The following is a 24,136-nucleotide window of genomic DNA, read 5'->3' as shown; positions in this document are numbered from 1 at the left end:
GCTTGCCGGCAAGCAACTTACTCTCGTGGCTATGGGGATGCGAAGCATAGGAGTAACAGCGCCAGCCGCAATCCCCGCCGGCGCGCTACCCCGTCGTCACCTGGTGTTCGCCGTCGTCGCCATGGCGTTGTTCATGTCGTCGATGGACCAGACGATCGTCGCGACGGCACTCGGCGCCATCCAGTCCGACCTGCACGCTCAGCTCACGTGGAGTGGCTGGACGATCACGATCTACTCGCTCGGCCAGATCATCGCCATGCCGCTCGCCGGCAAGCTGGGGGACCACTTCGGCCGCAAGCGGGTGTTCCTCGTCGCGGTCGTGGTCTTCACGTCCGCCTCCCTGGCCTGCGCGCTGGCCGGCAACATCTACGTGCTGGTCGCGCTGCGGGCGGTCCAGGCGGTCGGCGGCGGCGGGTTCATCCCGTCGGCGACGGGGATCATCGCCGACCACTACGGCCCGGGCCGCGACCGGGCCGTCGGCATGTTCACGTCGATCTTCCCGATCGGCGGCATCCTCGGCCCGATCCTGGGCGGGATCTTCGTGACCTACCTGTCGTGGCGGGGGATCTTCTTCGTCAACGTGCCGATCGGGATCCTCCTGCTGGCGCTGGGGTGGCGGCTGATCAGGGAGACCGGCCGCAAGCCTGCGGAGCGCATCGACGTGCGTGGCCTGGTGCTGCTCGCGGGCGTGATGCTGACCGCGATGTACGGCATGACGAACCTGGGCCACGGCGTGACCAGCCCGTGGTTCCTGACCCCGGTCCTCGCGGCGGCGGTCCTGGCATGGGTGTTCGTCCGGCACACGGTCCGTGCGAGCGCGCCGTTCATCCCGATGCGACTCCTGCGCGGCCGGGGCTTCGGCGCGATGAACGTCCTCAACCTGCTGTTCGGCGGCGCGGCGATCGGCTTCGGCGCGCTGGTGCCGCTGTACGCGGAGACGCGGTTCCACCTCGACCCGCTGGAGGCGGGGACGGTGCTGACGGCCCGCGGCGCCGGCGTCATCTGCGTGGCCGCGCTGGCGGTCATGACACTCCGGCGCCTCGGCTGCCGCATCCCGATGATGGTCGGCTTCACGCTGATCGTGACGGGCTTCGCGCTGATGGCCTTCCCGCCACCGCACGTCAACGGCTACCTGTGGCTGATGGTGGCGGCCGGTATCACCGGGGTGGGCATGGGCGTGGCGGTCCCGGCGTCGAACAACGCTGGCCTCCAGCTGGCCCCGGACCAGATCGCGTCCATCGCCGGCCTGCGCGGCATGTTCCGCCAGAGCGGCTCGATCATCTCGGTCTCGATCATGACCGCGGTGGTGACCAACAGCACCGACCCGGCGATGGCGCAGGCCCACGGCTTCGTGGTGCTGTCGGTCCTCATGCTGGCCGCCCTCCCGCTGATCTTCACGATCCCCGACCACCGGGGAAGCTGGTGATCGCGGGAGGGGGCCACGCACGCCGGGTCAGGACACGTAGGCGAAGCCGTTGGCGTTCTGGCCGGCGAACTTGAAGGTGAAGTTGGTACGCGGACCGTCGGCCGGGCAGTTCTTGGCGAGTTGGGTGTCCGGGTCGCCCGGGAACCGTTCCCCGCGAACCCACACGCACTTGCCGTCGGCGGCCAGGTCGTCCACCCAGCCCTCCATGTAGACGTTCCACTCGGTGCCGGTCCACCTGCACACGACATTCCAGTCCGCCTCGCCGACGACCCGCCCACCGTCGGTGACCCTCGGGTGGAAATGGTCCCCGCAGGTGCCCAGGATGCCGATCTCGCTGTCGGGAACGGCGGGGGCGGCCTGTGCCGCGCCGGGTGCGAGCGTGGTCGCGAGGGCACCGCCGGCCGCGAGGGCCAGGGTGAGCAACGTCTTTCTTGGCTGTGTCATGATGCGACTCCTTCTTCCGGTTTCCGCTCACTTCGTGAGCCTTCTGGATAAACGGCGCAGATGTACTGTTCCCAGTAGCGCCCGGCGTAGTAGACGTGTTCGGGAAGAACTCCCTCGACCCGAAAATACTTGCCTTCTCCGCTGCGCATCTGAGGCCAGTTGTAACCCGGTATTTCGAGGTAGATCTTGCGCAGGGGAAAAACCTGGAACAGGTGCCGCGAGAACACCTCGACGATTTCCGCGGCGAATCCCGAACCGGTGTGCTCCGGGTCGAAGACCGCACCGACTGACACGTGGCTGGTGTGCTGGTCGGCGCCGTACGCGACGACGTGCCCGGCCAGCCTGCCGTCACTCCCGCGGCGCACCGCGTACTGGACGAGGACGTGGTTCCACAGCTCGTCGGTGAACCGCTCCGGCGACGGCGGGGCACCCCGGTAGCGCCAGCGGAAGCAGTTCTCGGGCCGGACGGCCAGCGCGTAGAGGAGCGGGACGTCACTCGGTTGCAGCGGCGCCAGCCGGAACGTGCCGCTCTCGAGGACGGGCACGAGCGGGTCCGCGGCCGGCTGGGGAACACGCGGCACGTGCGCTGGCCCGAGGTCCGGCCCCTCGGTGGTTCGTATCGACAGCGGGAATCCGTCTGTCTCCAGCAATGACCACAGTTCGGCGACCCGAGCAGGTTTCCGGTGTTCCGCGCCGAGACGCACGCCGTGGTCCGCCAACCACGTGAGAAGGGTCAGCATGGTGAGGCTGTCGAACGACAGGTCGTCGACGAGCCGGGCATTGTCGGTCAGCTCGGCGGCGTCGACGTCGAGAAGCTCCGCGAGCTCGCCGCGAAGTCTCTCCCTGCGCGAACTGTCGATTGACGAAAGCATGGCCCGAGTACAGCGAATGTGGGGCCGCTGTGGCGCCGTGCGGGAAACTCCTGGACATTCCTGGAGGCACGGGGAGGACGACGATGAACGGTCCGGATCCGAGACGGGTACACACCCTGACCGAACTGTCGCGGGAGCTGGAGCTGATGCGGGCACGCGCCGCCCGCGGCACGCACAAGACCAAGATGAGCCTCGCCGAGCTGGCCGGGCGGGTGGCCGAACCGCGGTCGACGATCCACTCCTACGTCACCGGCCGGTACCTCCCGCCGCCGGACGTCCTCGACCGGATCGTCACCGCGCTCGGCGCCTCTCCCGCCGAGCTGCGCGAGTGGGCCGAGGCCTGGTTCCGGGTCTTCGCCAGCCGGCACGGCGAAAAAGGCGCGCCCGGGTAGTTCCGGACGCGCCTTTTCGGGAGCGGGCTCAGCTTCGCAGGTCGTACACGGTCGCGTTGCCCACGGTCGTCGATTGGTAGTTGTCCGCCACCCACTGCGCGATGTCGGAGTTGCCGCCGGGGCCGCCTCCGCCGCCCATCCCGCCGCCCGAGACGTAGTAGGCGACCTTGCCGTCGGCGACGTACTGCTTGAACGCCGCCAGTGTCGGCGCCGGGTCGCCGCCGCTGAAGCCGCCGATGCCGATGACCGACTTGCCGCTGGCCAGCTCCAGGTCCGCCGCGCTGGTGGCGCCGGTGGTGGCCGCCGCCCACTGCGTGTCGGTCGACCGCAGCAGCGAGACCAGCTCGGCCGAGGTCGAGCCGCCGCCCAGGGCGCCACCCATGCCGCCGAAGCCCTCCGCCGTCGGGCCGGAGGTCGGGATCGAGCCCGAGTGCGCCACCGCCGCGGTCGCCACCGAGAACATCCCGGTGCCGAGCAGTGCCGTGACGATCCCGGCCACCGCCAGCACCCGGGCCTTCATCCCGACCGCGATCGCCGTCGCCACCGCGACCGACGCGATGACGATCACCCAGCGCAGCCACGGCTGCCAGTCCGACCACCGGTCCAGCAGGATGAACGTCCACACGCCGGTGACCGCCACCATGCCCGCCAGGAAGTACCGGGCCGGCGGGTGCGCCCGGCCGCGCCACAGCTCACGGGCGCTGATCGCGACCACGCCGGCGATGCCCGGCGCCAGTGCCACCGAGTAGTACGGGTGGATGATCCCGCTCATGAAGCTGAACACCAGCGCGGTCACCACGAGCCAGCCGCCCCACAGCAGCAGCGCGGCCCGGGTCCGGTCGGTCCGCGGCGCCCGCCGCGTGAACCACAGCCCGGCGACCAGCCCGACCAGCGCGGTGGGCAGCAGCCACGAGATCTCCGTGCCGAACGCGGCGCCGAACATGCGCCCGATCCCGGACGCGCCGCCGAAGCCGGTGTTCCCGCCGCCCATGCCGCCTCCGCCGCCTCCGCCGGGGTTGCCCTCACCGCCGAAGATGCGGCCCAGCCCGTTGTAGCCCAGCGCGAGCTCCAGGATCGAGTTGTCCGTCGAGCCCGCGATGTAGGGCCGCGAGTCCGCCGGCCACAACGCGACCAGCGCCACGTACCAGCCGGCCGACACGACCACCGCCGCGCCCGCGGCCAACACGTGCGCGATCCGTTTCCACAGGGTCGTCGGCGCCGCGACCAGGTACACCAGCGTGAGTGCCGGCAGTGTCAGGAAGCCCTGCATCATCTTGGTCAGGAACGCGAAGCCGATGGCGGTGCCGGCCAGCAGGAGCCAGCGAAGGCTCGCCTTCTCCACGGCCCGGATCGTCGCGTACGCGGCCGCGATCAGCAGGAGCACCAGCAGCGGGTCCGGCAGGTTGAAGCGGAACATCAGCGTCGCCACCGGGGTCAGTGCCAGCGCGGCACCGGCCAGCAGGCCGGCCAACTGGCCGGACGTCCGCTTCACTGCCAGGTACAGCAACCCCACCGACGCGACGCCGCAGAGTGCCTGCGGGGCGAGCACCGACCAGCTGGAGACGCCGAAGACCCTGGCGAACAGGCCGGAAAGCCACAGCGACGCGGGCGGCTTGTCGACGGTGATGACGTTGCCGGCGTCGACCGAGCCGAACAGGAACGCCTTCCAGCTCTGCGCCGCCGCCTGTGTCGCCGCCGCGTAGTAGCTGTTGGCCCAGCCGCTCGCCGTGAGGTTCCACAGGTACAGCACCGCGCTGCCGGCGAGCAGCAGGAGGACCCACGGGCGTCGCGCGCGTCGGGCCGGAGCGGCGTGTGTCGGCGCCGCCTTCGGTTCGGCCATCGTGATCAACGTGTGCTCATTTCGGTCTGGCGGCGCGGGTGGAACACCCAGCCGCGAAGGAGGAGGAACCGCAGCACGGTGGCCGCGAGGTTGGCGAGGACGAGCACGGCCAGTTCGAGGGCACGGCCGGGACTGGTCAGCGCGTGCAGCAACGCGAGCGAGCCGGACGTCAGACCGAGCCCGAGGCCGAACACGATCAGCCCCTCGAACTGGTGGCGTGCCGCGCCGGTCCTGCCGCGCACGCCGAAGGTGAACCGCCGGTTGGCCGCCGTGTTGCCGACGGCCGTGAGCCCCAGTGCGACGAAGTTCGCGCCCTGCGCCCCCAAACCGTCGCGCATCAACGAGTACAGCACCAGGTACGCGAGCGTGGAGACCACGCCGACGACCGAGAACCGGACGAGCTGGCGCAGCAGGCCGGTCTTCGGCGCGTCCCGGCCGAGCTGCTCACGGAGCTCGGCCACGGGGATCCGCCCGCTCGCGAAGCCGCGGACCAGCCGGGCGACGCCCTTCAGGTCGGCGACCGCGGTGGCCACGATGTCGACGCGGCTGTCCGGGTCGTCCACCCAGTCCACCGGCACCTCGTGGATGCGCAGGCCGCTGCGCTCGGCCAGCACCAGCAGTTCGGTGTCGAAGAACCACGCCGTGTCGGCCACGTGCGGCAGCAGCTTGGTCGCCACGTCCGCGCGGATGGCCTTGAAGCCGCACTGCGCGTCGGAGAAGCGGGTGGCGAGCGCACCCCGCAGGATCAGGTTGTAGCAGCGGGAGATGAACTCACGCTTCGGGCCGCGCACGACCCGTGCCCCACGCGCGAGCCGGCTGCCGATCGCGAGGTCCGAGTGACCGGACAGCAGCGGCGCGATCAGCGGGGTCAGCGCGTTGAGGTCGGTGGAGAGGTCGACGTCCAGGTACGCGAGCACCGACGCGTCGCTCGCCGACCAGACCGCGTGCAGCGCCCGTCCTCGCCCCTTCTCCGGCAGGTGCACGGCGACCACCTCGGGGATCGCCCTGGCCAGCTCGTCGGCGATCCCGGCGGTCCCGTCCGTGCTCGCGTTGTTCGCGACGGTGATCCGGAACCGGTAGGGGAAGCTGCCGCTGAGGTGTGCGTACAGCCGGCGGACACAGGGTGCCAGGTCCCGCTCCTCGTTGAACACGGGCACGACGATGTCGAGCACCGGGTGGTCCCCATCGGGGTCGATGGCCTCCCGGTCGGTGGGATTGGGCACGGTGAGCGTCATGGCGTCCACGCTCGGGCACCCCGCTTGGACGGTCGTGTGGCTCGCCTGTGTGAGAGCTGTGCGTGTCAGGACGGGTCGTGAACCACGACACCGCCGACTGTTTCGGTGCCGCCCGCGTCACTCCCACGAGTGGGTCGTGCGGGGAAGGCGGACGGTGAACCGCGTCCAACCGGCCCGGCTCTCGACCTCGACCCAACCGTGGTGTGCCTGCACGACCGCCGCCACGATGGCGAGGCCGAGTCCCGTGCTGCCGGCCGCCCGCGAGCGGGACGAGTCGCCCCGCGCGAACCGCTCGAACACCTCCGGCAGGAGGTGGGACGGGATGCCGGGTCCGTTGTCGGTCACCGTGAGCACCACCCATTCGTCCGTTGTGGACAGTCCGACCACGACGGTCGTGCCCGGCGGGGTGTGCGTGCGGGAGTTGGACAGGAGGTTCGCGACCACCTGGTGCAGCCGCGCGTCGTCGCCGGGGACGACGACCGGGTCCGGCGGCACGTCCAGCTGCCAGACATGGCTCTGGCCGGCCACCTGTGCGTCGCTGACCATGTCGACGACCAGCCGGGACACGTCGACGGGCGCGCGGTCGAGCGGGCGGCCGGAGTCCAGGCGGGCGAGCAGCAGCAGGTCCTCGACCAGTGTGGTCATCCGCGCGGCCTCGGACTCGACGCGGCTGAGCGCGTGCGCGACCTCGGGTGTCACGTCGTCGTCGCGGCGGCGGATGAGCTCGGTGTAGCCGCGGACGGCGGCGAGCGGCGTGCGCAGCTCGTGGCTCACGTCCGCGACGAACTGGCGTACGCGGGTCTCGCTCTCGTGCCGGGCCACCAGCGCGTCCCGCACGTTGCCCAGCATGCGGTTGAAGGCCAGGCCGACCTGGCCGACCTCGGTGTTCGGGTCGGTATATCGCTTCGGCACCCGCTCGGCGAGCTCCACCTCGCCCTGGTCGAGCGGCAGTTCCGCCACCTGCGACGCCGTGGCCGCCACCCGTTGCAGTGGATGCAGGGCCCTGCGCACGATGAACGCGCCCGCGCCCGCCGCGGCGAGCAGTCCGGCGAGCGCCACGCCGCCCATGATCAGGCCCGCGCTCAGCAGGGTCCCGTCGACCTCGGACATCGGCAGCCCGGTGATGGTCACCCCGAAGTCCGTCTGCCTGGCGACGAGCCGGTAGTCGCCGAGGCTGCTGCCGAGGTCACGGACGTAGATGTGGTCGTCGGCCGGCAGGTCGAGCAGTGCGGGGTACTCGCTGGCCGGCAGGTCCTCGTCACCGCTGGCGGGGGAGAACCGGCTGGCGTGGGCCACCTGGCCGTCGGGGCCGACCAGCGCGGTGAACGCCCCGGGCCCCAGGGAACGGACGTCGATGAAGTTGCCGGGCCGCGGGCCGCCGGGCGGCGGCTTCGCCGCCGTGAGCCGGTCGTCGAGCTGGCCGACGAGGAAGGCCCGCAGGGCGACCTCGGTCACCAGCACCACGACCACGCAGACCAGCGCCAGCAGCACGATCTGCTCGAAGATGAGCCGCCGGCGCAGGGACCAGGACTCGACGCCCCTACGCCCCTGGTTTGAGGACATACCCGGCGCCTCGCATGGTGTGGATCATCGGCGAGCGCCCCGCGTCGATCTTCTTGCGCAGGTAGGAGATGTACAGCTCCACGATGTTGGCCTGCCCGCCGAAGTCGTAGTTCCAGACGCGGTCCAGTATCTGCGCCTTCGACAGGACCCGTCGCGGGTTGCGCATCAGGTACCGCAGCAGCTCGAACTCGGTGGCGGTCAGCTCGACGGCCTGGCCGGCCCTGGTGACCTCGCGGCTGTCCTCGTCGAGGGTGAGGTCGCCGACGACCAGCCCCGCGCCGGCGGTCGCCTCGGTGACGCCGGTGCGGCGGAGCAGCGCACGCAGGCGCAGCGTCACCTCCTCCAGGCTGAACGGCTTGGTGACGTAGTCGTCGCCGCCGGCGGTGAGCCCGGCGATGCGGTCCTCGACGGCGTCCTTGGCGGTCAGGAAGAGCACGGGGAGGTGCGGCAGGTCGGCACGCATCCGGCGGAGGACCTCGAGCCCGTCGATGTCCGGCAGCATGACGTCCAGGACCACCGCGTCGGGCCGGAAGTCACGGGCCGTGCGCACGGCGGACACGCCGTCGCCGGCGCTCCTGATCTCCCAACCCTCCAGCCGCAAGGCCATCGAGACGAGCTCGGCCAGCGTGGCTTCGTCGTCGACGACCAGGACCCGGACGGGTTGCCCGTCGGGTCGCCGCAGCTCGCTCCGCTCCACCATGGCGATCATCGTCGCGCACGGATGTGTGGGTCCGCTGAGCGAATCCTGTGTGTTCGCTGTGTCGGGTCACGTCACAGGACCTGCCCACAGCGAACACAGGTCATCCACAGGTTCGCCCACCACCGTGTCGGTCATGAGTACCGAACAGTCTGAGTCGACGACCCGGCTGCCCGCCGAACCGGCGGCCGGTGGTCCGCCGCCGTCGGGCCCGCCACCGGAGCAGCCGGCCGAGTGGGGTGCTCCGCCGCCCCCGGCCGCGCCGAAGTCGGGATGGACGACGAAGCGCATCGTCATCGCGGTTCTGGTCGCGATCGGTATCGCCGCGGCAGGCGGTGTCGCGATCTACGCCGCGAGCGGCTCGGTGGACAACAGCCAGAACGGCCCGGGCGGCGGCCCCGGCGGCGGCCCGCGCATGATGGCCGGCCCGATGGGCGGTTTCGACCAGGCCCAGCACGGCGAGTTCCAGGTCGGCGACGTCACCGCACTGTCGGACGACTCGATCACGGTGAAGAGCCAGGACGGCTACGAGAAGACCTACACCATCGACAATGACACCCAGAAGAGTGACAACGTCGCCAAGGGTGGCCAGGTGACGGTCATCGCCAGCACCTCGAACGGCACGTCGACCGCCAAGTCCATCATGGAGCTGGGCAACTTCGGTAACCGCCGCAACGGCGGCAACGTCAACCCGCCCAACGGCAACGTCAACCCGCCCGGCGGCGGTAACTGACGGCGGCAGGCGACGGCTCACCGGTTGCCTTGGGCTCGCCGCCTGTCTCCTGTCCTGAATGGACCGTTCGCCGCCCCTCGACAACAGGACGGTCCATTCAGGCCTTAACGCCTACGGCGCCGCGACCGGGGACACCGGGGTCGCCGAGGTCTCGGCGGTCGCCGTGGTGTCCGGGGTCGTCGTCGCGACCGCGGCCGGAGTGGACAGCTCCAGATCGTGCACGCAGTCCGGGTCCTCGCCGATCAGGCCGGTGACCACGTCCAGCAGACCGCACTGCCCCTCGGTCGAGCTCGCCGGTGGCCCGCCGGACGGCGCCGCCGGGTCGGTGGTGGTGGGTGGTGTCGTCGGGTCCGTGGTCGAGGGGGTGGTGGTCGGTGGTGTCGTCGGGTCCGTCGTGGTGGGTGGTGTCGTCGGGTCCGTCGTCGTGGGTGGGGTGGCCGGGGGCGGCGGCACGGTGACCGGCGGCGTGGTAGGCCCGGGCGGTGGCGTGCTCGGTGGTGTGGCCGGCGTCGACGGCGAGGAGGTCGCCGGCGCGTCGTCGTAGACCGGCAGCGGGCCCGCGTCGAGGATGTCGTCCACGGACACCGTGCCGTTTTGGTAGACCGCCATCCACGAGCGGACCAGCGACAGGTAGCTGGTCGAGTGGTTGTAGCTCAGGACGGCATCGTCCAGCCCATCCGGCGTGCCGAGGTCGCGGTTGGCCGCGCACAGGTACCGGGCCGCGGCCAGTGACGCGTCGTAGACGTTGGACGGGTCGAGCTGCCCGTCCACGTTCCCGTCCGAGGCCCACTTCGACCAGGTCGACGGGATGAACTGCATCGGGCCGACGGCACGGTCCCAGGTCTTGTCCCCGTCGTACTCGCCGCCGTCCGTGTCGGCGATCGCGGCGAACGGGCCGCCGTTCAGCACCGGCCCCAGGATCGGCGTCAGCGTGCGACCCGCGGCGTCCACCCGCCCGCCACGGGCGTGCCCCGACTCGACCTTGCCGATCGCCGCGAGCAGCTCCAGCGGGATGTGGCAGTTCGGCTGGATCAGGTTCATCCGCTCGACCGCCCGCTGGTAGGCCGCCAGCACGGTCGCCGGGATGGCGGCGCCGCCCGTCGTGGGCAGCGGCATGCCGACGAACCGCCCGCTGGCCAGGTGACTCTCGAACTGCGGGAAGTCCATCAAGGGCATCGAGCCGCCGTCGGCCGGCACCGGTTCCGCGGCGGGTGCCGGGGGACCGACGGGCTCCGGCGTCGCCTGCACCGTCGACGAGGCGGCCGACGCGGCGAGCACCACCGCGCTCACCGCGATCAACCCGGTGGACGGCTGCCTGCTCCGGTGCCTCCCGTTACTGCCGGCGAGCCACGCGAACGTGACCGGTCTCCGCCCCTGGCGCCGGTGTCGTGCCTTGCTGTTTCTGCTGCCCAAGCCGACCCACCCCTTCGATCCCCATCGTCGGTACGCGCCCCCACGAAGGACCCGGATCTGGTTCGGGCCAGTCCGGCAGCGCGGATGGGTTTCCCATTGGAGTAGAACACCGGGTCGACACCCAGATGCTGGTCAGCGCGGAGGCGTACCCGATCGGGCAGCCAACCCCGCCTCATTGGTGATAGGTAGCTGCCCGAGCGTCATGACCAGCGAAGAAGGATCAGGCGTTCAGTCCACAATGGGCTCGCCGCGTGGCGGGATGGCGTCCGCGAGGGCCGGGTTCACCCGGTCGAGTGAACCGTCCGCCGCGGTCCGGACCACGGCCAGCATCGCCGCGTACGCCGACCGGATCTGCGACTGCTCGTCGCCGATCGCGCTCAGCTCCAGCAGCACGCTGGCACTGCCGAGCAGCCCGTACGCGTTCCGCGCGATCCCCTCGTAGTCACCGCCGGGGTACTGGCTCACGTTGCCGCCCGCGGCGGTGACCGCCCGCTGCGCCACGACCGTCACCCGCTTGGCCGCGGCGACGTTCGCGGGCGTCGCGTCCGGGTGCGTCGGCCACAGCATCGACGCGGTGATCTCGCGGCCGTTCGCGTCGGTGTACCGGCCCTGCATGTGGTAGTCCATCACGATCCGCGGCCGGAACTCCGCGTACGCCCGCTGGATGGCGGCGGCCTCCGGCACCGGGTTGTCCTCGGGCGCGACGGCGGGGTCGTGGTAGCGGTTGATGTCGTAGCCCTTGCCCTTCTCCCCGTACACGGGGTCGGCGGCCGGGTCGTAGTTGTACCGCCACCCGTGCACGTGCCCGTCCGGGTTGGCACGCACGACGATGTCGACGGTGACCCGCGACCGCAGCCACCGGTGCCACGCCGAGTTGGACAGGCCCACGGTCCTCAGGAACTCCACGGCGGCCGGCGTGCCGAGCGGCTCGTCGCCGTGCTGCTGGGTCACGTACTGGACGCGGACCGGGCCGTGCCCGACCCGTGCGGCCCAGATGGGCCGGCCCTCGTTGGTCGTGCCGATGGTGCGGACCGTGATGACGCCGTGCGACTGCCTGGCGAGCACCTTCAGCGACAGTGCGAGGGTCTCGTTGGTCGGCCGGGGGTCGACGGGGTGCGGGGCGGCCTGCGCCGGGGCGGCTGGAACGAGCGCCATGGTGGCGGCGGTGGCCAGTGCGAGCAGGGTGCGCATACGGACGAACCTGGCACGCCCGGTCGGGGATTGACAAGCCTCGGCGGGCCGCGGTCACCCTCTCGGCCCTCCGGCCGGCGAGCGGCGCGAGGCATGCGTCAGGTCGTCGTACCGCGGTCCGGCCGGGCGTGGCCCGGGTAAGGTCCGCCGTGTGAGGATCGCCATAGCTGCTGAGACGAGATCCGGTGAGCGGCGGGTGGCACTGGTACCGGGACTCGTGTCGCGCCTGACCGGCGCCGGCTTCGAGGTCGCGGTCGAGCCGGGCGCCGGCGCCGCAGCCCATCACTCCGATGACGACTACCGCGCGGCGGGGGCGGACGTGACCCCGGACGCGGTCAGGGACGCCGCCGCGTTGCTCGGCGTCCAACCCCCGACCGAGGCCCAGGTCGACGCGCTCGCCGAGAACGCGGTCGTGATCACCTTCCTGGCGCCCGCACAGGAGCTGGACCTCGTCGCCCACCTGCGGGACGCGAACGTGTCGGCGTTCTCGATGGAACTGGTGCCGAGGACGTCGCGCGCCCAGTCCATGGACGCCCTGTCCTCGCAGGCACTGGTCGCCGGCTACCGCTGCGCGCTGGTCGCTGCCGAGCGGCTGCCGAGGTTCTTTCCGTTGCTGATGACCGCCGCCGGCACGGTCGCCCCGGCGAAGGTGCTGGTCCTTGGCGCGGGAGTCGCGGGCCTGCAGGCGATCGCGACCGCCCGGCGGCTCGGCGCGGTGGTGCGGGCGTACGACGTGCGCTCGGCCGCGGCCGAGGAGGTCCGCAGCGTGGGTGCCGAGTTCGTCGACCTCGGGCTGCCGCCCCTGGAGGGCTCCGGCGGCTACGCCCGCGAGATGACCGAGGACCGCGCGGCGCGGCAGCTGGCGCTGCTGGCGCCGCACGTGGCCGAGGCGGACGCCCTGATCACCACGGCGTCGGTCCCCGGCCGGCAGGCCCCGCTGCTCGTGACCGGCGAGATGGTGGCGGCGATGCGTCCCGGCTCGGTGGTGGTCGACCTGGCCGCCGAACAGGGCGGCAACGTGGCGGGTTCGGTGGCGGGCGAGGAGATCGCGGTCGGCGGCGTGCGGGTGTGGGGTGGCCGGAACGTGCCGAGCCAGATGCCGGCGCAGGCGAGTCAGCTGTACGCGTCGAACGTGGTGAACCTGTTGCTGCACATGGCATCCGACGGCAAGGTCGTCCCGGACCTCGACGACGACATCGTCTCCGGCAGCTGTGTGACCCACGACGGCCTGGTCCACCACGCCCCGACGCGCGAGCTGATGGCATGACCTCGGTGTCGGCCCGGTGACCACAGTGGACGGTCCGGTGGCCCGGTAAGCCGGCACTTGGTTCAGGTCCCGATCGAAGTCCGGGGTCGGCTGCTTCTGGTGGGAAAGCGCTTTCTCAGGTACTTTCGGCCGTATGGACAACGGAGTCACCAGGCGAGGAGTCCTCGCCCTGCTGGGCGCAGGCGCCGCCACCGCCGGCATGGCCGGCGTCGCCCGCGCCGACACCGGAACCGCCCGCCACTGCCACCGGATCCCCCGCGGCGGCATCGGCATGCACCTCTACACCGTCCGCGACATCCTCAACGCGGACCCGCTCGGCACCCTGACCGCGCTCGCCGGGCTCGGCTACCGGTGCGTCGGCGTCAGCTCGTTCAACCGCCCGGCCGCCGAGATCCGGGACCTGTGCCGGCAGACCCGCCTCGACCCGGTCATCCTGCACGTCGGGCACGGCGACATCACCGGCGACTGGGCCGCGAAACTGGCCGACGCCAGGACGATCGGCGTCCGGTGGGTCGTGCTGTCGTCGTTCCCCAGCGACATGTACACCGTCGAGGGCATCCGGCTCGGCGCGCGGCAGCTCAACGAGGCCGGCGCGGCGGCCCGCGAGCTGGGCATGGGCATGCTGCACCACAACCACGACAGCGAGTTCGGCGTCGTCGACGGCATCCGCCTCTCGGACATCCTGTTCGGCGAGACCGACCCCCGGCTCGTCGACTTCGAGCTGGACCTCGGCTGGGCGACGCGCGCCGGCATGGACGGGCGGCGGCTGTTCGTCGACAACCCGGGGCGGTTCCCGGTGCTGCACGTCAAGGACCACGACGGCCGGGGCAACTGGACCGACGTGGGGAGCGGTGTGGTCGACTGGGCCCGCATCTTCGAGAAGTCCGGCCGCGCCGGCGTCCGGTACTGGCTGGTGGAGCGCGACGACCAGCCCGCGCCGCTGGACACGTCCCGCAACAGTTACGACTACCTTGCCTCCCTTAGGTTCTAGCGATCAACCTGCCCGCGGTGTAGGCAGGGGGGATGACTGAGAACTCTCGTCGATCGTTTCTCACCGCGACCGTCGCGGCCGGCGGCGTGGCACTCACGGGGGTGCCGGTGGCCGCGGCGGACTCGGGCCGGCCACCGCTGTCGCGACAGCCGGACAGGGAGTTGCGGGCGATCCTCCGCGAGGTCGACCCCGGACGCGTCGAGGCGATCGTGCGCAAGCTGGTCTCCTTCGGCACGCGCCACACACTGTCCACACAGGACGATCCGAACCGGGGCATCGGCGCGGCCCGGGACTGGATCCACGCGGAGCTGGGCAGGTACGCGGCGGCCTCCGGCGGCCGGATGACCGTCGAGCTGCAGTCGTACATCCAGCCGCCCGCCGACCGCATCCCGGTGCCGACCAGGATCACGAACATCGTCGCGACACTGCGTGGATCCGTGACGCCGGAACGGGTCTACGTCGTGTCGGGCCACTACGACTCGCGTGTCACCGACGTCATGAACGCGACCGCCGACGCGCCGGGCGCCGACGACGACGCGTCCGGCGTCGCGGTGTCGATGGAGCTGGCCCGCGTCATGGCCACCCGCGCGCCGAAGGCCACGATCGTCTTCGCCGCGGTGGCCGGCGAGGAGCAGGGCCTGTACGGCTCCCGGCACATGGCGGCGCAGTTCAGGGCGGCGGGCACCGACGTGCAGGCCATGTTCACCAACGACATCGTGGGCAGCAGCCGCGCCGACGACGGCACGCGTGACGCCCACACGGTCCGCCTGTTCGCCGAGGGCGTCCCGACGGCGGAAACCCCCGCGGAGGCGGCGATCCGGCGATCGGTCGGCGGCGAGAACGACTCGCCGCCGCGCCAGCTGGGCCGGTTCGTCCGCGAGGTGGCGGTCAACCACGACACGGACATGAACGTGCGGGTGATCTACCGCCGCGACCGGTACCTGCGCGGCGGGGACCACATCGGCTTCCTGGAGCAGGGCTACCCGGCGGCCCGGTTCACCGAGCCGAACGAGAACTTCGCCCACCAGCACCAGGACGTCCGGATGGAGAACGGCCAGCAGTTCGGCGACCTCCCGGAGTTCTGCGACTTCGCCTACATCGCCCGCGTCGCGAGGGTGAACGCGGCCGCCCTGTGGACGCTCGCGACCGCCCCCGGCACCCCCAAGAACGTGCGCGTCGTGACGTCGAACCTCACCAACGACACCGAACTGGTGTGGCAACGCGGCCCGGAACCGGACCTGGCCGGCTACGAGGTCGTCTGGCGCGAGACCACCGCCCCGGAATGGACCACCGCACGCCGCCTCGGCAACGTGACCACCACAACCATCGACCTGTCCAAGGACAACGTCTTCTTCGGCGTCCGCGCAGTAGACACCACAGGCCACCGCAGCCCCGTAGCCTTCCCAACCCCCCAAACCTAACCCGCGAGTCCCGCGTTGAAACCTAGCGAGTCCCGCGTTGGCGCACACCGAGTTGCGGTTTCGTGCAGGTCCAGGCCCGGGCGGTATGCACGAAACCGCAACTCGGCATGTCTGAACGCGGGACTCGCGCTGTTTGAACGCGGGACTCGCGGGGGGTTGGGTGGTGCGGGAGGGTCAGTCCTCGCGGTGGGAGTCGATGACGATGACGTTCGGGTTCACTACCTCGCCGTCGACCACCTCGCCGTCGACGACCGGGTTCGTCTGGCGTCTTGCCGCGGACCGCCGCAGCAACCGGCGGCGCACGATCCCGCGTGTCGGCGGGAACAGGAGGAACAACGCGGCGACGTCGCTCAGGAACCCCGGGAAGACCACCAGGCCCGCGGCGACCGCGAGCAGTACCCCGTCCGTGACCTCGGGGCTCGCGTCGCGGCGGTTGCGGGCCGCGTCGGACAGGGCCATGAGGGTGCGCAGGCCCTGCCGGCGCAGCAGCGTCACCCCCAGCATCGACACGGCGACCAGCAGCAGGATCGTCGCGAGAACGCCGACCGCCTGGCCCACCGCGATGATCACGGCGAGCTCGGCGACCACGGCGATGAGCAGCAGCGCGAGAACAGGCATACCGGTCCAACGTGCGACACCCCCGAATGGTGCCAATCGGCTACACCACGACGTGACACCCCCCGAATGGTGTGCCAAACGTCTACACAACCTTGACGGCCGCTGACATCTGTGTCGAGAATGGACCTCATGGTGTCGTTCGAGACACACCCCGACAGGTACCGGCACTGGCGGTTGCGAGTCGACGGCGACCTCGCCTGGCTCATCCTCGACGTCGACGAGCAGGGCGGCCTCACCCCCGGCTACGACCTCAAGCTCAACTCCTACGACCTCGGCGTCGACATCGAGCTCTACGACGCCACCCAGCGCCTCCGCTTCGAGCACCCGGCCGTCCGCACGGTGATCCTGACCAGCGGCAAGGACAAGGTCTTCTGCGCGGGCGCGAACATCCGCATGCTGGCCGCCGCGAGCCACCAGTGGAAGGTCAACTTCTGCAAGTTCACCAACGAGACCCGCAACGGCATGGAGGACGCCACCGCGCACTCCGGCCAGACCTACCTCGCGGCGGTCAACGGCTCGTGCGCGGGTGGGGGCTACGAGCTGGCGCTGGCCTGCGACCACATCATCCTGGTCGACGACAACTCCTCGACCGTCGCGCTGCCCGAGGTCCCGCTGCTCGGCGTGCTCCCCGGCACCGGCGGCCTCACCCGCGTCGTCGACAAGCGCGGCACCCGCAAGGACCTCGCCGACGTCTTCGCGACCCGTGCGGACGGGGTCAAGGGCCGTACCGCCGTCGACTGGAAGCTGGTCGACGAGCTGGCACCGCCACGCAGGTTCGAGGAGACCGTCGTCGAACGCGCGAAGGAGCTGGCACGGCGCTCGGACCGACCGGACACCCAGGGCGTCGAACTGACTCCGCTCCGCCGCGACCGCTACGTCACGTCGGTCCTGGACCGGAGCGCGGGCACGGTCGCCATCACGGTCCACGCGCCGGACACGGTGGGCGCCCTCGACCAGGGCGCGGAGTTCTGGCCGCTGGCCATGACCCGTGAGCTCGACGACCTCATCCTCAACCTCCGAGCCAACGAGCCCGAGCTGGGGACGTGGCTGGTCAGGACCGCGGGCGACCCGGACGTGGTGCTCGCCCACGAGCGGATCCTCGCCGAGGACAACTGGCTGGCCAACGAGATCACCCACTACTACAAGCGCACCCTGAAACGCCTCGACGTGACCAGCCGGAGCCTCATCGCGCTCATCGAACCCGGCTCGTGCTTCGCGGGCCCGCTCGCCGAGCTCGCCTTCGCCTGCGACCGCCAGTACCTCCTCGACGACCAGGAGAACGGCACCGCGGGCACGATCGTGCTGACCGAGGCCAACTTCGGCCGCTACCCGATGGGCAACGGCCTGTCCCGCCTGGAGTCACGCTTCTGGGGCGATCCTGCCCACGTCCAGACGCTGCGCAAGGAGCTCGGCAACCGGCTCGCGCCGGCGGAGGTCACCACGCTCGGCCTGGTCACCGACGTGCTCGACGACATCGACTGGGCGGACGAGATCAGGATCTTCACCGAGGGCCGCACCGCGCTGTCCCCGGACGCCTGCACCGGAATGGAGGCCAACCACCGGTTCGTCGGCCCGGAGACCATCGAGACGAAGATCTTCGGCCGGCTGTCCGCCTGGCAGAACTGGGTGTTCGTCCGCCCGAACGCGTCGGGCGAGGAAGGCGCGCTGCGCCGGTACGGCACCGGCCAGAAGGCGGTCTTCGACAGGAAACGAGTGTAGGGACGGCTGTGAGCACCTCCATCAACTACGAGGACAAGATCCCCAACAACGTCGACCTGTCGTCGGACCGGCGGCTCCAGCGCGCGTTGGAGGGCTGGCAGCCGAAGTTCATGAACTGGTGGGCCGAGATGGGCCCCACGCTGGAGACGCACGGCGTCTACCTGCGCACCGCGGTCGCCGTCGGCCGGGAGGGCTGGGCGCACTTCGACCACGTGCGCGTGCCGGACTACCGCTGGGGCATCTTCCTCGCCGAGCGCGACCTCGACCGCCGCATCGCGTTCGGCGAGCACCAGGGCGAACCCGCCTGGCAACAGGTGCCCGGCGAGTACCGCGCCGACCTGCAACGCCTGATCGTCATCCAGGGCGACACCGAGCCGGCCTCCGTCGAGCAGCAGAAGCTGCTGGGCCTCACCGCGCCGTCGCTGTACGACCTGCGCAACCTGTTCCAGGTCAACGTGGAGGAGGGCCGTCACCTGTGGGCGATGGTCTACCTCCTGCACGCCTACTTCGGCAAGGAGGGCCGCGAGGAGGCGGAGGGACTGCTGCTGCGCAACTCCGGCAGCCCCGACTCGCCACGCATCCTCGGCGCGTTCAACGAGGAGACCGCCGACTGGCTGGCGTTCTTCATGTTCACCTACTTCACCGACCGGGACGGCAAGTACCAGCTCGGCACCCTCAAGGAGTCCGCGTTCGACCCGCTGTCGCGCACCTGCGAGTTCATGCTCAAGGAGGAGGCGCACCACATGTTCGTCGGCACCACGGGCGTCGACCGCGTGGTGGAGCGCAGCGCCGGGCTGATCCGCGAGCACGACACCACCGACATCGGCCCCCGCGGCGGCATCCCGCTCGACATCATCCAGAAGTACATCAACTTCCACTTCACCGTGTCGCTCGACCTGTTCGGCAGCGAGACGTCCACGAACGCCGCCAACTACTTCACCGCCGGGCTCAAGGGGCGATGGCAGGAGACACGCCGCCGGGATGACCATAAACTGACCGAGGACGGCGTCTTCCTGGAGCGCCCGACATCGCAGGGAACGTGGGAGAAGGAGGAACTGCCCGCACTGCTCGCGCTGAACCTGGACCTGCGCGGGGAGTACGTGGCCGACTGCGAGACCGGTGTCAAGCGCTGGAACCGGATCCTCGAGTCGGCCGAGATCGACTACCGTTTCGCGTTGCCGCATCCGGGGTTCAACCGGTCGGTCGGGGTCAGCGCGGACGTCCACGTGACCCCGGACGGCACGATCGTCGACGAGCGGACCTGGCGGGCCGCCAGTCACAGGTGGCTGCCGACCGGCGAGGATCTCGCCTTCGTGCGGTCACTGATGCAGCCGGTGTACGAGCGCGGCAAGATAGCCAGCTGGGTCGCGCCGCCACGCAACGGCATCAACGGCAAGCCCTTCGACTACGAGTACGTCTACCTCGCCTGAACCCCGAAAAGGCGGTCAAGGATGACTCCCACCACGTTCAACGCGGCCGACTACTTACTCAACCGGCACGTGCGGGACGGCTTCGGCGACCGCACCGCCGTCCTCTGCGCCGGGGTCTCCCTGACCTACCGGGAGCTCGCCGACGAGACCGGGCGCGTGGCCGCCGGGTTCCGTGCCATCGGGGTCCGCCCGGAGGAGCGGGTCATGCTGTGCATGGCCGACGGTGTCGAGCTGCTGACCGGCATCCTCGGCGCCATGTACCTGGGTGCCGTCCCCGTGCCGGTGTCCACAATGGTCACCGGCGCCGAGCTGGCGGCCGTGCTCGCCGACTCCCGCGCCCGCGTTCTGTGTGTCTCCGCCGAGTTCGCCCCCGCGGTGGCCATCGCGCTCGCCTCCGCCCCCGAGGTCACGCACGTGCTGGTCGACGGGGAGAGCGACCTGCCCGGCACGTCCTGGTCGGAGCTGCGCTCCCAGGACGGGCTCACCGAGCCGTACACGACCTGGCCGGAGTCGCCGGCGTTCTGGCTGTACACCTCGGGCACGACCGGCAAGCCGAAGGGCGCGATGCACCGCCACGGCAGCGTCCGCGACGTCGCCGAGCTGTACGGCCGCGGCGTGCTCGGCGTGGCACCGGACGACCGCACGCTGTCCGTCGCGAAGCTGTTCTTCGCCTACGGCCTGGGAAACTCGGGCTTCTTCCCGCTGTCCGCCGGCGCGACGACGATCCTGGAGCGCGCCCGGCCGACCCCGGCGACGGTCGCCGACCGCGTGCGGGCCACCCGGCCGACGCTTTTCTTCGGCGTGCCGACGTTCTACTCCGCACTGCTCGGCTCCGACATCCCCGACGACACGTTCTCCTCGGTGCGCCAAGGCGTCTCGGCCGGCGAGCCGCTGCCGCCGGTGCTGTTCTCCCGGTTCCGCGAACGGTTCGGCGTCGAGATCCTGGACGGCCTCGGCTCGACCGAGGCCCTGCACATCTTCCTGTCCAACCGGCCCGGCACGGCCCGTCCTGGCTCGTCCGGCATCCCGGTCGACGGCTACCGCGTGGAGCTGCGTGACGACGAGGGAACCCCGATCACGGCGGCCGGGGAGCCCGGCGACCTGTACCTGTCCGGCCCGTCGGTGGCCACGGGTTACTGGTGCCGCACGGAGACCACGCGCGCGGTGTTCCAGGGTGAGTGGCTGCGTACCGGCGACACGTACATGCGCAACGAGGACGGCACGTACACGTGCCTCGGCCGGTCGAACGACATGCTGAAGGCGGGCGGCATCTGGGTGTCGCCGGCGGAGGTGGAGGAGCGGCTGCTGCAGCACCCGGACGTGGCGGAGGCGGCGGTGGTCGCCGGCCGCGACGCGGAGGGGCTGGACAAGCCGGTCGCGTGCGTGGTCCCGGCGCCGGGCCGCACGGTCGACGCGGCCGCGCTGGTGCGGTGGTGCCGCGAGGGCCTGGCGGCGTACAAGCGGCCGAGAGCGGTGGTGGGCATGGCGGAGCTGCCGAAGACGGCGACGGGCAAGATCCGCAGGAACGTCCTGCGCGAGCTGGTCGCGGACGAGCTGGTGGTGCGCCCGGTGGTCCCGGAGGAGACGGTGCTGACCTGATGCTGGACGGGATGCCGTTGGTCGACGCGCACGTGCACGCGGCGCGGCTGTCCACCCTGAAGCCCGCGTGGCACGACTGGGCGGCGAACTTCGCGTCCGGCCACGACTGGCGCGCGGTGTACGACGACGTGGGCGACCCCGTGCCGGCGCTGTTGGACGCGCTGCTGGAGGCGCAGGGTGTCGACCGGGCGCTGCTGTTCTGCGAGTACAGCCCGAGGTCCACCGGCATCCAGCCGATCGAGGACAACCTACCGATCGTCGAGCACAATCCCGTGCGGTTCCGGTTGGTGGCCAACGTGAACCCGCACCTGCACCACCCGTTGGCGTCCGAGGTGGAGCGTCAGCTCGACCTGGGTGCGGTGGCGCTGAAGGTCCATCCCGTGCACGGCGCGTTCGACCCGGGCGACAAGGAGATGTACGCGGCGTACGGAGTGTGTGCCGACCGCGGTGTGCCCGTCATCGTGCACACGGGAACGTCCACCTTTCCCGGCTCCCGCGCCCGCTGCGGCGACCCGGCGCTGATGCTGGACCCGGTGGAGGACTTCCCTGGCGTGAACTTCGTCCTCGCGCACGGCGGCCGCGGCTGGTGGTACGACACGGCGGCGTTCCTGGCGCTGCAGAAGCCCAACGTGTGGCTGGACATCGCCGGCCTGCCGCCGAAGAACCTCCCGAGCTACTACGAACGCTTCGACCTCACCAGGCTCGCCACGAAGATGATCTTCGGCACGGACTGGCCGGGCGTCCCCGGCGTGGCCGCCAACGCCCGCGCACTGACCACCCTGGACTGGCCGCCCGAGGTCCTCCACGACGTACTGGCCGGCAACGCCGCCAAACTCTTCCCAGGCCTAGCCATCTAACCCCCGCGAGTCCCGCGTTCAAACACACCGAGTCCCGCGTTCAAACACACCGAGTCCCGCGTTCAAACACCTCGAACTGCGGTTTCGTGCAGTCGGGATGTGCACGAAACCGCAACTCGGTATGGGTGAACGCGAGACTCGCGGATGGTGGGGGTCCGCCTACTTGAGGTAGATCCTTTCCTGGGTGACCGGGTAGCCGGCGCGGGCGAAGGTAGCGGCCATGGGGGTGTTCGTGGTGTCGGTCTCGGCGGTGATCTCCTCGACGCCCTCGGCCACGAGGAGGTGGGTGGCCTCGACGAGCAGGTCGTAGGCGTACCCGTGCCCGCGCTGTTCCGGCACGACCCCGACTATCCCGATCACGGGCGTGGCGTAGTTGCGGCCGGGCACCGTCAGGCCGACGAGTTCACCGTCGTGAGTGAACGCCAGCCGCCACCAGTTACGCGGTGACGGCATCCACCGGAGGAACGTCAACTCTTCGAGTGCGGCCGCGTCGACGCCGTCCTTCTCCCGTGTCTGTCTCTCGTGTGCGTCGAGTGACCCGTGCACGATGCGACGCAGGGCGTCCAGGACGGCGTCATCGTCGGGCTCTTCCCGGAAGACCAGCCGTTCGGGCCGTGCGGGGAGCCCGTCCCGCGGTGTCCACCGGTACCGCAACCGCTCGACGAACGGCTTCATACCAGCCTTCTCGGCGACTTCGAGCCTGGCCTCGCCGGCGACGCGAACGGCCGGCTCGTCCCGCCAACCGGGCGGCAGCAGCAGGCAGTACTCGGCGTCGAACCCGGCCTCGCGCAGGAGCCGTACGGCGGCGTCGGCCTCACCCGGGACGAAGTCGAGCCAGTCGAGCGCGATCGGCCGGTCGTCGTCCGGCCCGGCCCACCACGCGGCCCGGGCCACGACCTTGTTGCCGCGCAAGGCGATCCAGGTCCACTCGGGACGGTACTGGCCGAGGGAGGCGAGCTCGCGGTAGTCGCGTCCGACGCTCTGGACGCCGACGAGCGCGGGCTCGTGCAGGGACAGGAACAGGTCTTCCTCACCCGCGGTGAGCGGGCGCAGTTCAAGCATGTCAGTCCTCAGGGGAGTGACGTGCTCCCAACAGGTGCGGAGCACGTGGCCGTTTCGGGGAACATCGCGCTCACCTCCTTTCGCGTCGGTCTCCAGCCAAACACGCAGGTCAACCGGTTTTGTCGGTGCTCCGTGGCAGGGTGCCCACCATGACCACACCGACGCGGCGGCAGCCGGCCGCCGACCCCAACGACCTGGCCAGGTTCTTCGTCGAGCGCGCCAACGCGGGCGACGTGGAGGGCCTGGTCGCCCTGTACGAGCCAGGCGCGGTACTGGCGTTCCCGACGGGGGACGTGGTGACGGGCCATGCCGAGATCCGGCAGGTGTACGAGGAGTTCCTGGCCGACGGCCCGGTGCTGACGCCTGGCCGCCAACGCCCGCCGCTGGTGAGCGGGGCACTGGCGTTGACGTCGACCGAGCTGGACAGCGGGGCGGTGACGGTGGAGATCGCCCACCGCCAGCCGGACGGCTTCTGGTTATGGGCCGTGGACCAACCCGCCCTGCTGTGACCGTGCGGCCCGGCGGCGGGTGTCATGAGCGCCGCGGCCCGCCGGGTGGATGAGCTGCGGGCACGCAGACAGGCCCGCGCGGCCGACCGAGCCGCCTTCGAGGCACGCCGCATGCACGGCCTACAAGCCCGCCACGCGGCGAAAATGGCCCACCTGGCGGCGGCGAGGGAGAACGCGACGACCCGGACAGAAGAGGAGTTGACTGAGGAACCTGAAAACTCAGTACCGCCTGCGCAGGGCACGGAACCCGAAGTCGCCTAGCCGCAGTGCCGGCAGGATCGTGCGCTCGCCGGCGATGACCTCCGCAGGCCTGAGCCGCAGGTGGCTTCGGTGGGCAGGGCCGTTGGTGACCTCTGCGGTTTGGCCTGCCGCGAGCCATGAGCGAATCGGGCCGCGGGCGCCGTCAGGTACCGGAGGACCTCCTCCACGAAACCGTGGATCGCCGCGTCGTCGTCGTGGACCAGCTCGAACGTGTCCCTGTCCTGCAGCAGCACAAGCGCGCCCAGGGCCAGCATGCTCGCCGTCGTCTCGAAGCCGCCGGTCAGGATGCCGTCGGCCAGGCCGGCCAGTTCCTGGTCGCTCACCTGGTCGCCGTGGTCCTTGATGATCATGCCGAGCAGGCCGTCGCCCGGCTCGGCACGCTGCTTCTTGACCACCTCGGTCAGGTAGGCCAGGGACTCGGAGATCGCGCCCAGCGACGCCGGACCATTGGCCGGGTAGGGAGCGGGCGCGTTGGGCGGCCGGCCGCCGCGGCGTGTCAGCGCATCTCCTGGCGCCGGTGGCGGATCGGTGTCCGCGTTGGTCGCCGGCCGGATCGTGCGCTTGGTGATTCGGCCGGATCGTGCGCATGGTGGCCC

The 24,136-nt window shown here is 70.9% G+C and carries 21 protein-coding genes and 1 pseudogene; 11 read left to right on the top strand and 11 right to left on the bottom strand.

The features are described from left to right. The first annotated feature begins 103 nt into the window (after nt 1–103). Complete coding sequence (locus tag VET29_RS20880; protein WP_324923009.1) at nt 104–1,426, top strand: MFS transporter; 1,323 nt, start codon at nt 104–106, stop codon at nt 1,424–1,426. A gap of 27 nt (nt 1,427–1,453) precedes the next feature. Here the strand turns inward: VET29_RS20880 and VET29_RS20875 are convergent, their stop codons facing one another. Both VET29_RS20875 and VET29_RS20870 read right to left on the bottom strand, forming a co-directional pair. After that, nucleotides 1,454–1,870, bottom strand: a complete 417-nt coding sequence (locus VET29_RS20875) for a hypothetical protein (RefSeq protein WP_324923008.1) — start codon at nt 1,868–1,870, stop codon at nt 1,454–1,456. Next, entirely contained in the window at nt 1,867–2,742 is an 876-nt protein-coding gene (locus VET29_RS20870) for a GNAT family N-acetyltransferase (protein WP_324923006.1), read from the bottom strand. The genes VET29_RS20875 and VET29_RS20870 overlap by 4 nt, the downstream gene beginning before the upstream one ends. Before the next feature lie 83 nt (nt 2,743–2,825). On the opposite strand from VET29_RS20870, the gene VET29_RS20865 reads away from it, so the two are divergent. Then, entirely contained in the window at nt 2,826–3,134 is a 309-nt protein-coding gene (locus VET29_RS20865; RefSeq protein WP_324923003.1) for a helix-turn-helix transcriptional regulator, read from the top strand. 28 nt (nt 3,135–3,162) lie between these two features. Here the strand turns inward: VET29_RS20865 and VET29_RS20860 are convergent, their stop codons facing one another. The 4 genes from VET29_RS20860 to VET29_RS20845 form a co-directional block, all read right to left on the bottom strand. Beyond that, on the bottom strand, nt 3,163–4,974 hold the full coding sequence (locus tag VET29_RS20860) for a glycosyltransferase family 39 protein (protein ID WP_324923001.1): 1,812 nt from the start codon (nt 4,972–4,974) through the stop codon (nt 3,163–3,165). 5 nt (nt 4,975–4,979) lie between these two features. After that, nucleotides 4,980–6,209: a bifunctional glycosyltransferase family 2/GtrA family protein gene (locus VET29_RS20855; RefSeq protein ID WP_324922999.1), complete on the bottom strand. Its 1,230-nt coding sequence runs from the start codon at nt 6,207–6,209 to the stop codon at nt 4,980–4,982. A gap of 117 nt (nt 6,210–6,326) precedes the next feature. Then, a complete protein-coding gene (locus VET29_RS20850; protein WP_324922997.1) occupies nt 6,327–7,772 on the bottom strand; it encodes a sensor histidine kinase in 1,446 nt (481 codons plus the stop codon). Continuing rightward, nucleotides 7,750–8,481, bottom strand: coding sequence for a response regulator transcription factor (locus tag VET29_RS20845; protein WP_414636546.1), 732 nt, complete (start codon nt 8,479–8,481; stop codon nt 7,750–7,752). Before VET29_RS20845 ends, VET29_RS20850 begins: the two co-directional genes overlap by 23 nt. 124 nt (nt 8,482–8,605) lie before the next feature. Between VET29_RS20845 and VET29_RS20840 the strand changes: the two genes are divergently transcribed. After that, entirely contained in the window at nt 8,606–9,202 is a 597-nt protein-coding gene (locus VET29_RS20840; protein WP_324922993.1) for a hypothetical protein, read from the top strand. Nucleotides 9,203–9,313: 111 nt separating this feature from the next. Here VET29_RS20840 and VET29_RS20835 read toward each other — a convergent pair whose 3' ends face one another. Together VET29_RS20835 and VET29_RS20830 are read right to left on the bottom strand one after the other, a co-directional pair. After that, on the bottom strand, nt 9,314–10,615 hold the full coding sequence (locus tag VET29_RS20835; RefSeq protein WP_324922991.1) for a lytic transglycosylase domain-containing protein: 1,302 nt from the start codon (nt 10,613–10,615) through the stop codon (nt 9,314–9,316). Nucleotides 10,616–10,843: 228 nt separating this feature from the next. Then, the gene (locus tag VET29_RS20830) at nt 10,844–11,806 is read right to left on the bottom strand and encodes a M14 family zinc carboxypeptidase (protein ID WP_324922988.1); all 963 of its coding nucleotides are present in this window, start codon (nt 11,804–11,806) and stop codon (nt 10,844–10,846) included. A gap of 151 nt (nt 11,807–11,957) precedes the next feature. Between VET29_RS20830 and VET29_RS20825 the strand changes: the two genes are divergently transcribed. From VET29_RS20825 to VET29_RS20815, 3 genes are all read left to right on the top strand, one after another. After that, nucleotides 11,958–13,073 carry a Re/Si-specific NAD(P)(+) transhydrogenase subunit alpha gene (locus VET29_RS20825; protein WP_324922985.1) on the top strand — a complete coding sequence of 372 codons (1,116 nt, stop codon included), beginning with the start codon at nt 11,958–11,960 and terminating at the stop codon, nt 13,071–13,073. A 133-nt stretch (nt 13,074–13,206) separates the two neighbouring features. Continuing rightward, the gene (locus VET29_RS20820; RefSeq protein WP_324922983.1) at nt 13,207–14,064 is read left to right on the top strand and encodes a sugar phosphate isomerase/epimerase; all 858 of its coding nucleotides are present in this window, start codon (nt 13,207–13,209) and stop codon (nt 14,062–14,064) included. Nucleotides 14,065–14,096: 32 nt separating this feature from the next. Next, nucleotides 14,097–15,485, top strand: coding sequence for a M28 family metallopeptidase (locus tag VET29_RS20815; RefSeq protein WP_324922981.1), 1,389 nt, complete (start codon nt 14,097–14,099; stop codon nt 15,483–15,485). A 174-nt stretch (nt 15,486–15,659) separates the two neighbouring features. Here VET29_RS20815 and VET29_RS20810 read toward each other — a convergent pair whose 3' ends face one another. Beyond that, nucleotides 15,660–16,103 carry an FxsA family protein gene (locus VET29_RS20810; RefSeq protein WP_324922979.1) on the bottom strand — a complete coding sequence of 148 codons (444 nt, stop codon included), beginning with the start codon at nt 16,101–16,103 and terminating at the stop codon, nt 15,660–15,662. Between the two features lie 129 nt (nt 16,104–16,232). On the opposite strand from VET29_RS20810, the gene boxC reads away from it, so the two are divergent. The 4 genes from boxC to VET29_RS20790 are packed head-to-tail and all read left to right on the top strand — an operon-like array spanning nt 16,233 to nt 21,708. Beyond that, nucleotides 16,233–17,822 (top strand): 2,3-epoxybenzoyl-CoA dihydrolase, encoded by a 1,590-nt coding sequence (boxC, locus tag VET29_RS20805; RefSeq protein WP_324922977.1) that lies wholly within the window; start codon nt 16,233–16,235, stop codon nt 17,820–17,822. Nucleotides 17,823–17,830: 8 nt separating this feature from the next. Then, the gene (gene boxB / locus VET29_RS20800) at nt 17,831–19,252 is read left to right on the top strand and encodes a benzoyl-CoA 2,3-epoxidase subunit BoxB (RefSeq protein ID WP_324922975.1); all 1,422 of its coding nucleotides are present in this window, start codon (nt 17,831–17,833) and stop codon (nt 19,250–19,252) included. A 21-nt stretch (nt 19,253–19,273) separates the two neighbouring features. Next, a complete protein-coding gene (locus VET29_RS20795) occupies nt 19,274–20,851 on the top strand; it encodes a benzoate-CoA ligase family protein (protein WP_324922971.1) in 1,578 nt (525 codons plus the stop codon). After that, on the top strand, nt 20,851–21,708 hold the full coding sequence (locus tag VET29_RS20790; protein ID WP_324922968.1) for an amidohydrolase family protein: 858 nt from the start codon (nt 20,851–20,853) through the stop codon (nt 21,706–21,708). The genes VET29_RS20795 and VET29_RS20790 overlap by 1 nt, the downstream gene beginning before the upstream one ends. 159 nt (nt 21,709–21,867) lie before the next feature. Here VET29_RS20790 and VET29_RS20785 read toward each other — a convergent pair whose 3' ends face one another. After that, a complete protein-coding gene (locus VET29_RS20785) occupies nt 21,868–22,770 on the bottom strand; it encodes a GNAT family N-acetyltransferase (protein WP_324922966.1) in 903 nt (300 codons plus the stop codon). 149 nt (nt 22,771–22,919) lie between these two features. On the opposite strand from VET29_RS20785, the gene VET29_RS20780 reads away from it, so the two are divergent. Next, complete coding sequence (locus VET29_RS20780) at nt 22,920–23,279, top strand: YybH family protein (protein WP_324922964.1); 360 nt, start codon at nt 22,920–22,922, stop codon at nt 23,277–23,279. A gap of 257 nt (nt 23,280–23,536) precedes the next feature. Here the strand turns inward: VET29_RS20780 and VET29_RS20775 are convergent. Continuing rightward, nucleotides 23,537–24,136, bottom strand: a pseudogene (locus VET29_RS20775) (hypothetical protein); the annotation flags it as partial.

The sequence above is a fragment of the Actinophytocola sp. genome, from assembly GCF_035634895.1.
Lineage (GTDB): Bacteria > Actinomycetota > Actinomycetes > Mycobacteriales > Pseudonocardiaceae > Actinophytocola.
Note: the sequence above shows the minus strand (reverse complement) of the source record. Positions and strands in the feature narration are given on the sequence as shown.

Excerpts from the sequence above, each read along its gene's own strand:
- VET29_RS20875 (WP_324923008.1), bottom strand. The coding sequence starts at position 1,870 with ATGACACAGCCAAGAAAGACGTTGCTCACCCTGGCCCTCGCGGCCGGC.
- VET29_RS20870 (WP_324923006.1), bottom strand. The coding sequence starts at position 2,742 with ATGCTTTCGTCAATCGACAGTTCGCGCAGGGAGAGACTTCGCGGCGAG.
- VET29_RS20865 (WP_324923003.1), top strand. The coding sequence starts at position 2,826 with ATGAACGGTCCGGATCCGAGACGGGTACACACCCTGACCGAACTGTCG.
- VET29_RS20860 (WP_324923001.1), bottom strand. The coding sequence starts at position 4,974 with ATGGCCGAACCGAAGGCGGCGCCGACACACGCCGCTCCGGCCCGACGC.
- VET29_RS20855 (WP_324922999.1), bottom strand. The coding sequence starts at position 6,209 with ATGACGCTCACCGTGCCCAATCCCACCGACCGGGAGGCCATCGACCCC.
- VET29_RS20850 (WP_324922997.1), bottom strand. The coding sequence starts at position 7,772 with ATGTCCTCAAACCAGGGGCGTAGGGGCGTCGAGTCCTGGTCCCTGCGC.
- VET29_RS20845 (WP_414636546.1), bottom strand. The coding sequence starts at position 8,481 with ATGATCGCCATGGTGGAGCGGAGCGAGCTGCGGCGACCCGACGGGCAA.
- VET29_RS20840 (WP_324922993.1), top strand. The coding sequence starts at position 8,606 with ATGAGTACCGAACAGTCTGAGTCGACGACCCGGCTGCCCGCCGAACCG.
- VET29_RS20830 (WP_324922988.1), bottom strand. The coding sequence starts at position 11,806 with ATGCGCACCCTGCTCGCACTGGCCACCGCCGCCACCATGGCGCTCGTT.
- VET29_RS20820 (WP_324922983.1), top strand. The coding sequence starts at position 13,207 with ATGGACAACGGAGTCACCAGGCGAGGAGTCCTCGCCCTGCTGGGCGCA.
- VET29_RS20815 (WP_324922981.1), top strand. The coding sequence starts at position 14,097 with ATGACTGAGAACTCTCGTCGATCGTTTCTCACCGCGACCGTCGCGGCC.
- VET29_RS20810 (WP_324922979.1), bottom strand. The coding sequence starts at position 16,103 with ATGCCTGTTCTCGCGCTGCTGCTCATCGCCGTGGTCGCCGAGCTCGCC.
- boxC (WP_324922977.1), top strand. The coding sequence starts at position 16,233 with ATGGTGTCGTTCGAGACACACCCCGACAGGTACCGGCACTGGCGGTTG.
- VET29_RS20795 (WP_324922971.1), top strand. The coding sequence starts at position 19,274 with ATGACTCCCACCACGTTCAACGCGGCCGACTACTTACTCAACCGGCAC.
- VET29_RS20790 (WP_324922968.1), top strand. The coding sequence starts at position 20,851 with ATGCTGGACGGGATGCCGTTGGTCGACGCGCACGTGCACGCGGCGCGG.
- VET29_RS20785 (WP_324922966.1), bottom strand. The coding sequence starts at position 22,770 with ATGCTTGAACTGCGCCCGCTCACCGCGGGTGAGGAAGACCTGTTCCTG.
- VET29_RS20780 (WP_324922964.1), top strand. The coding sequence starts at position 22,920 with ATGACCACACCGACGCGGCGGCAGCCGGCCGCCGACCCCAACGACCTG.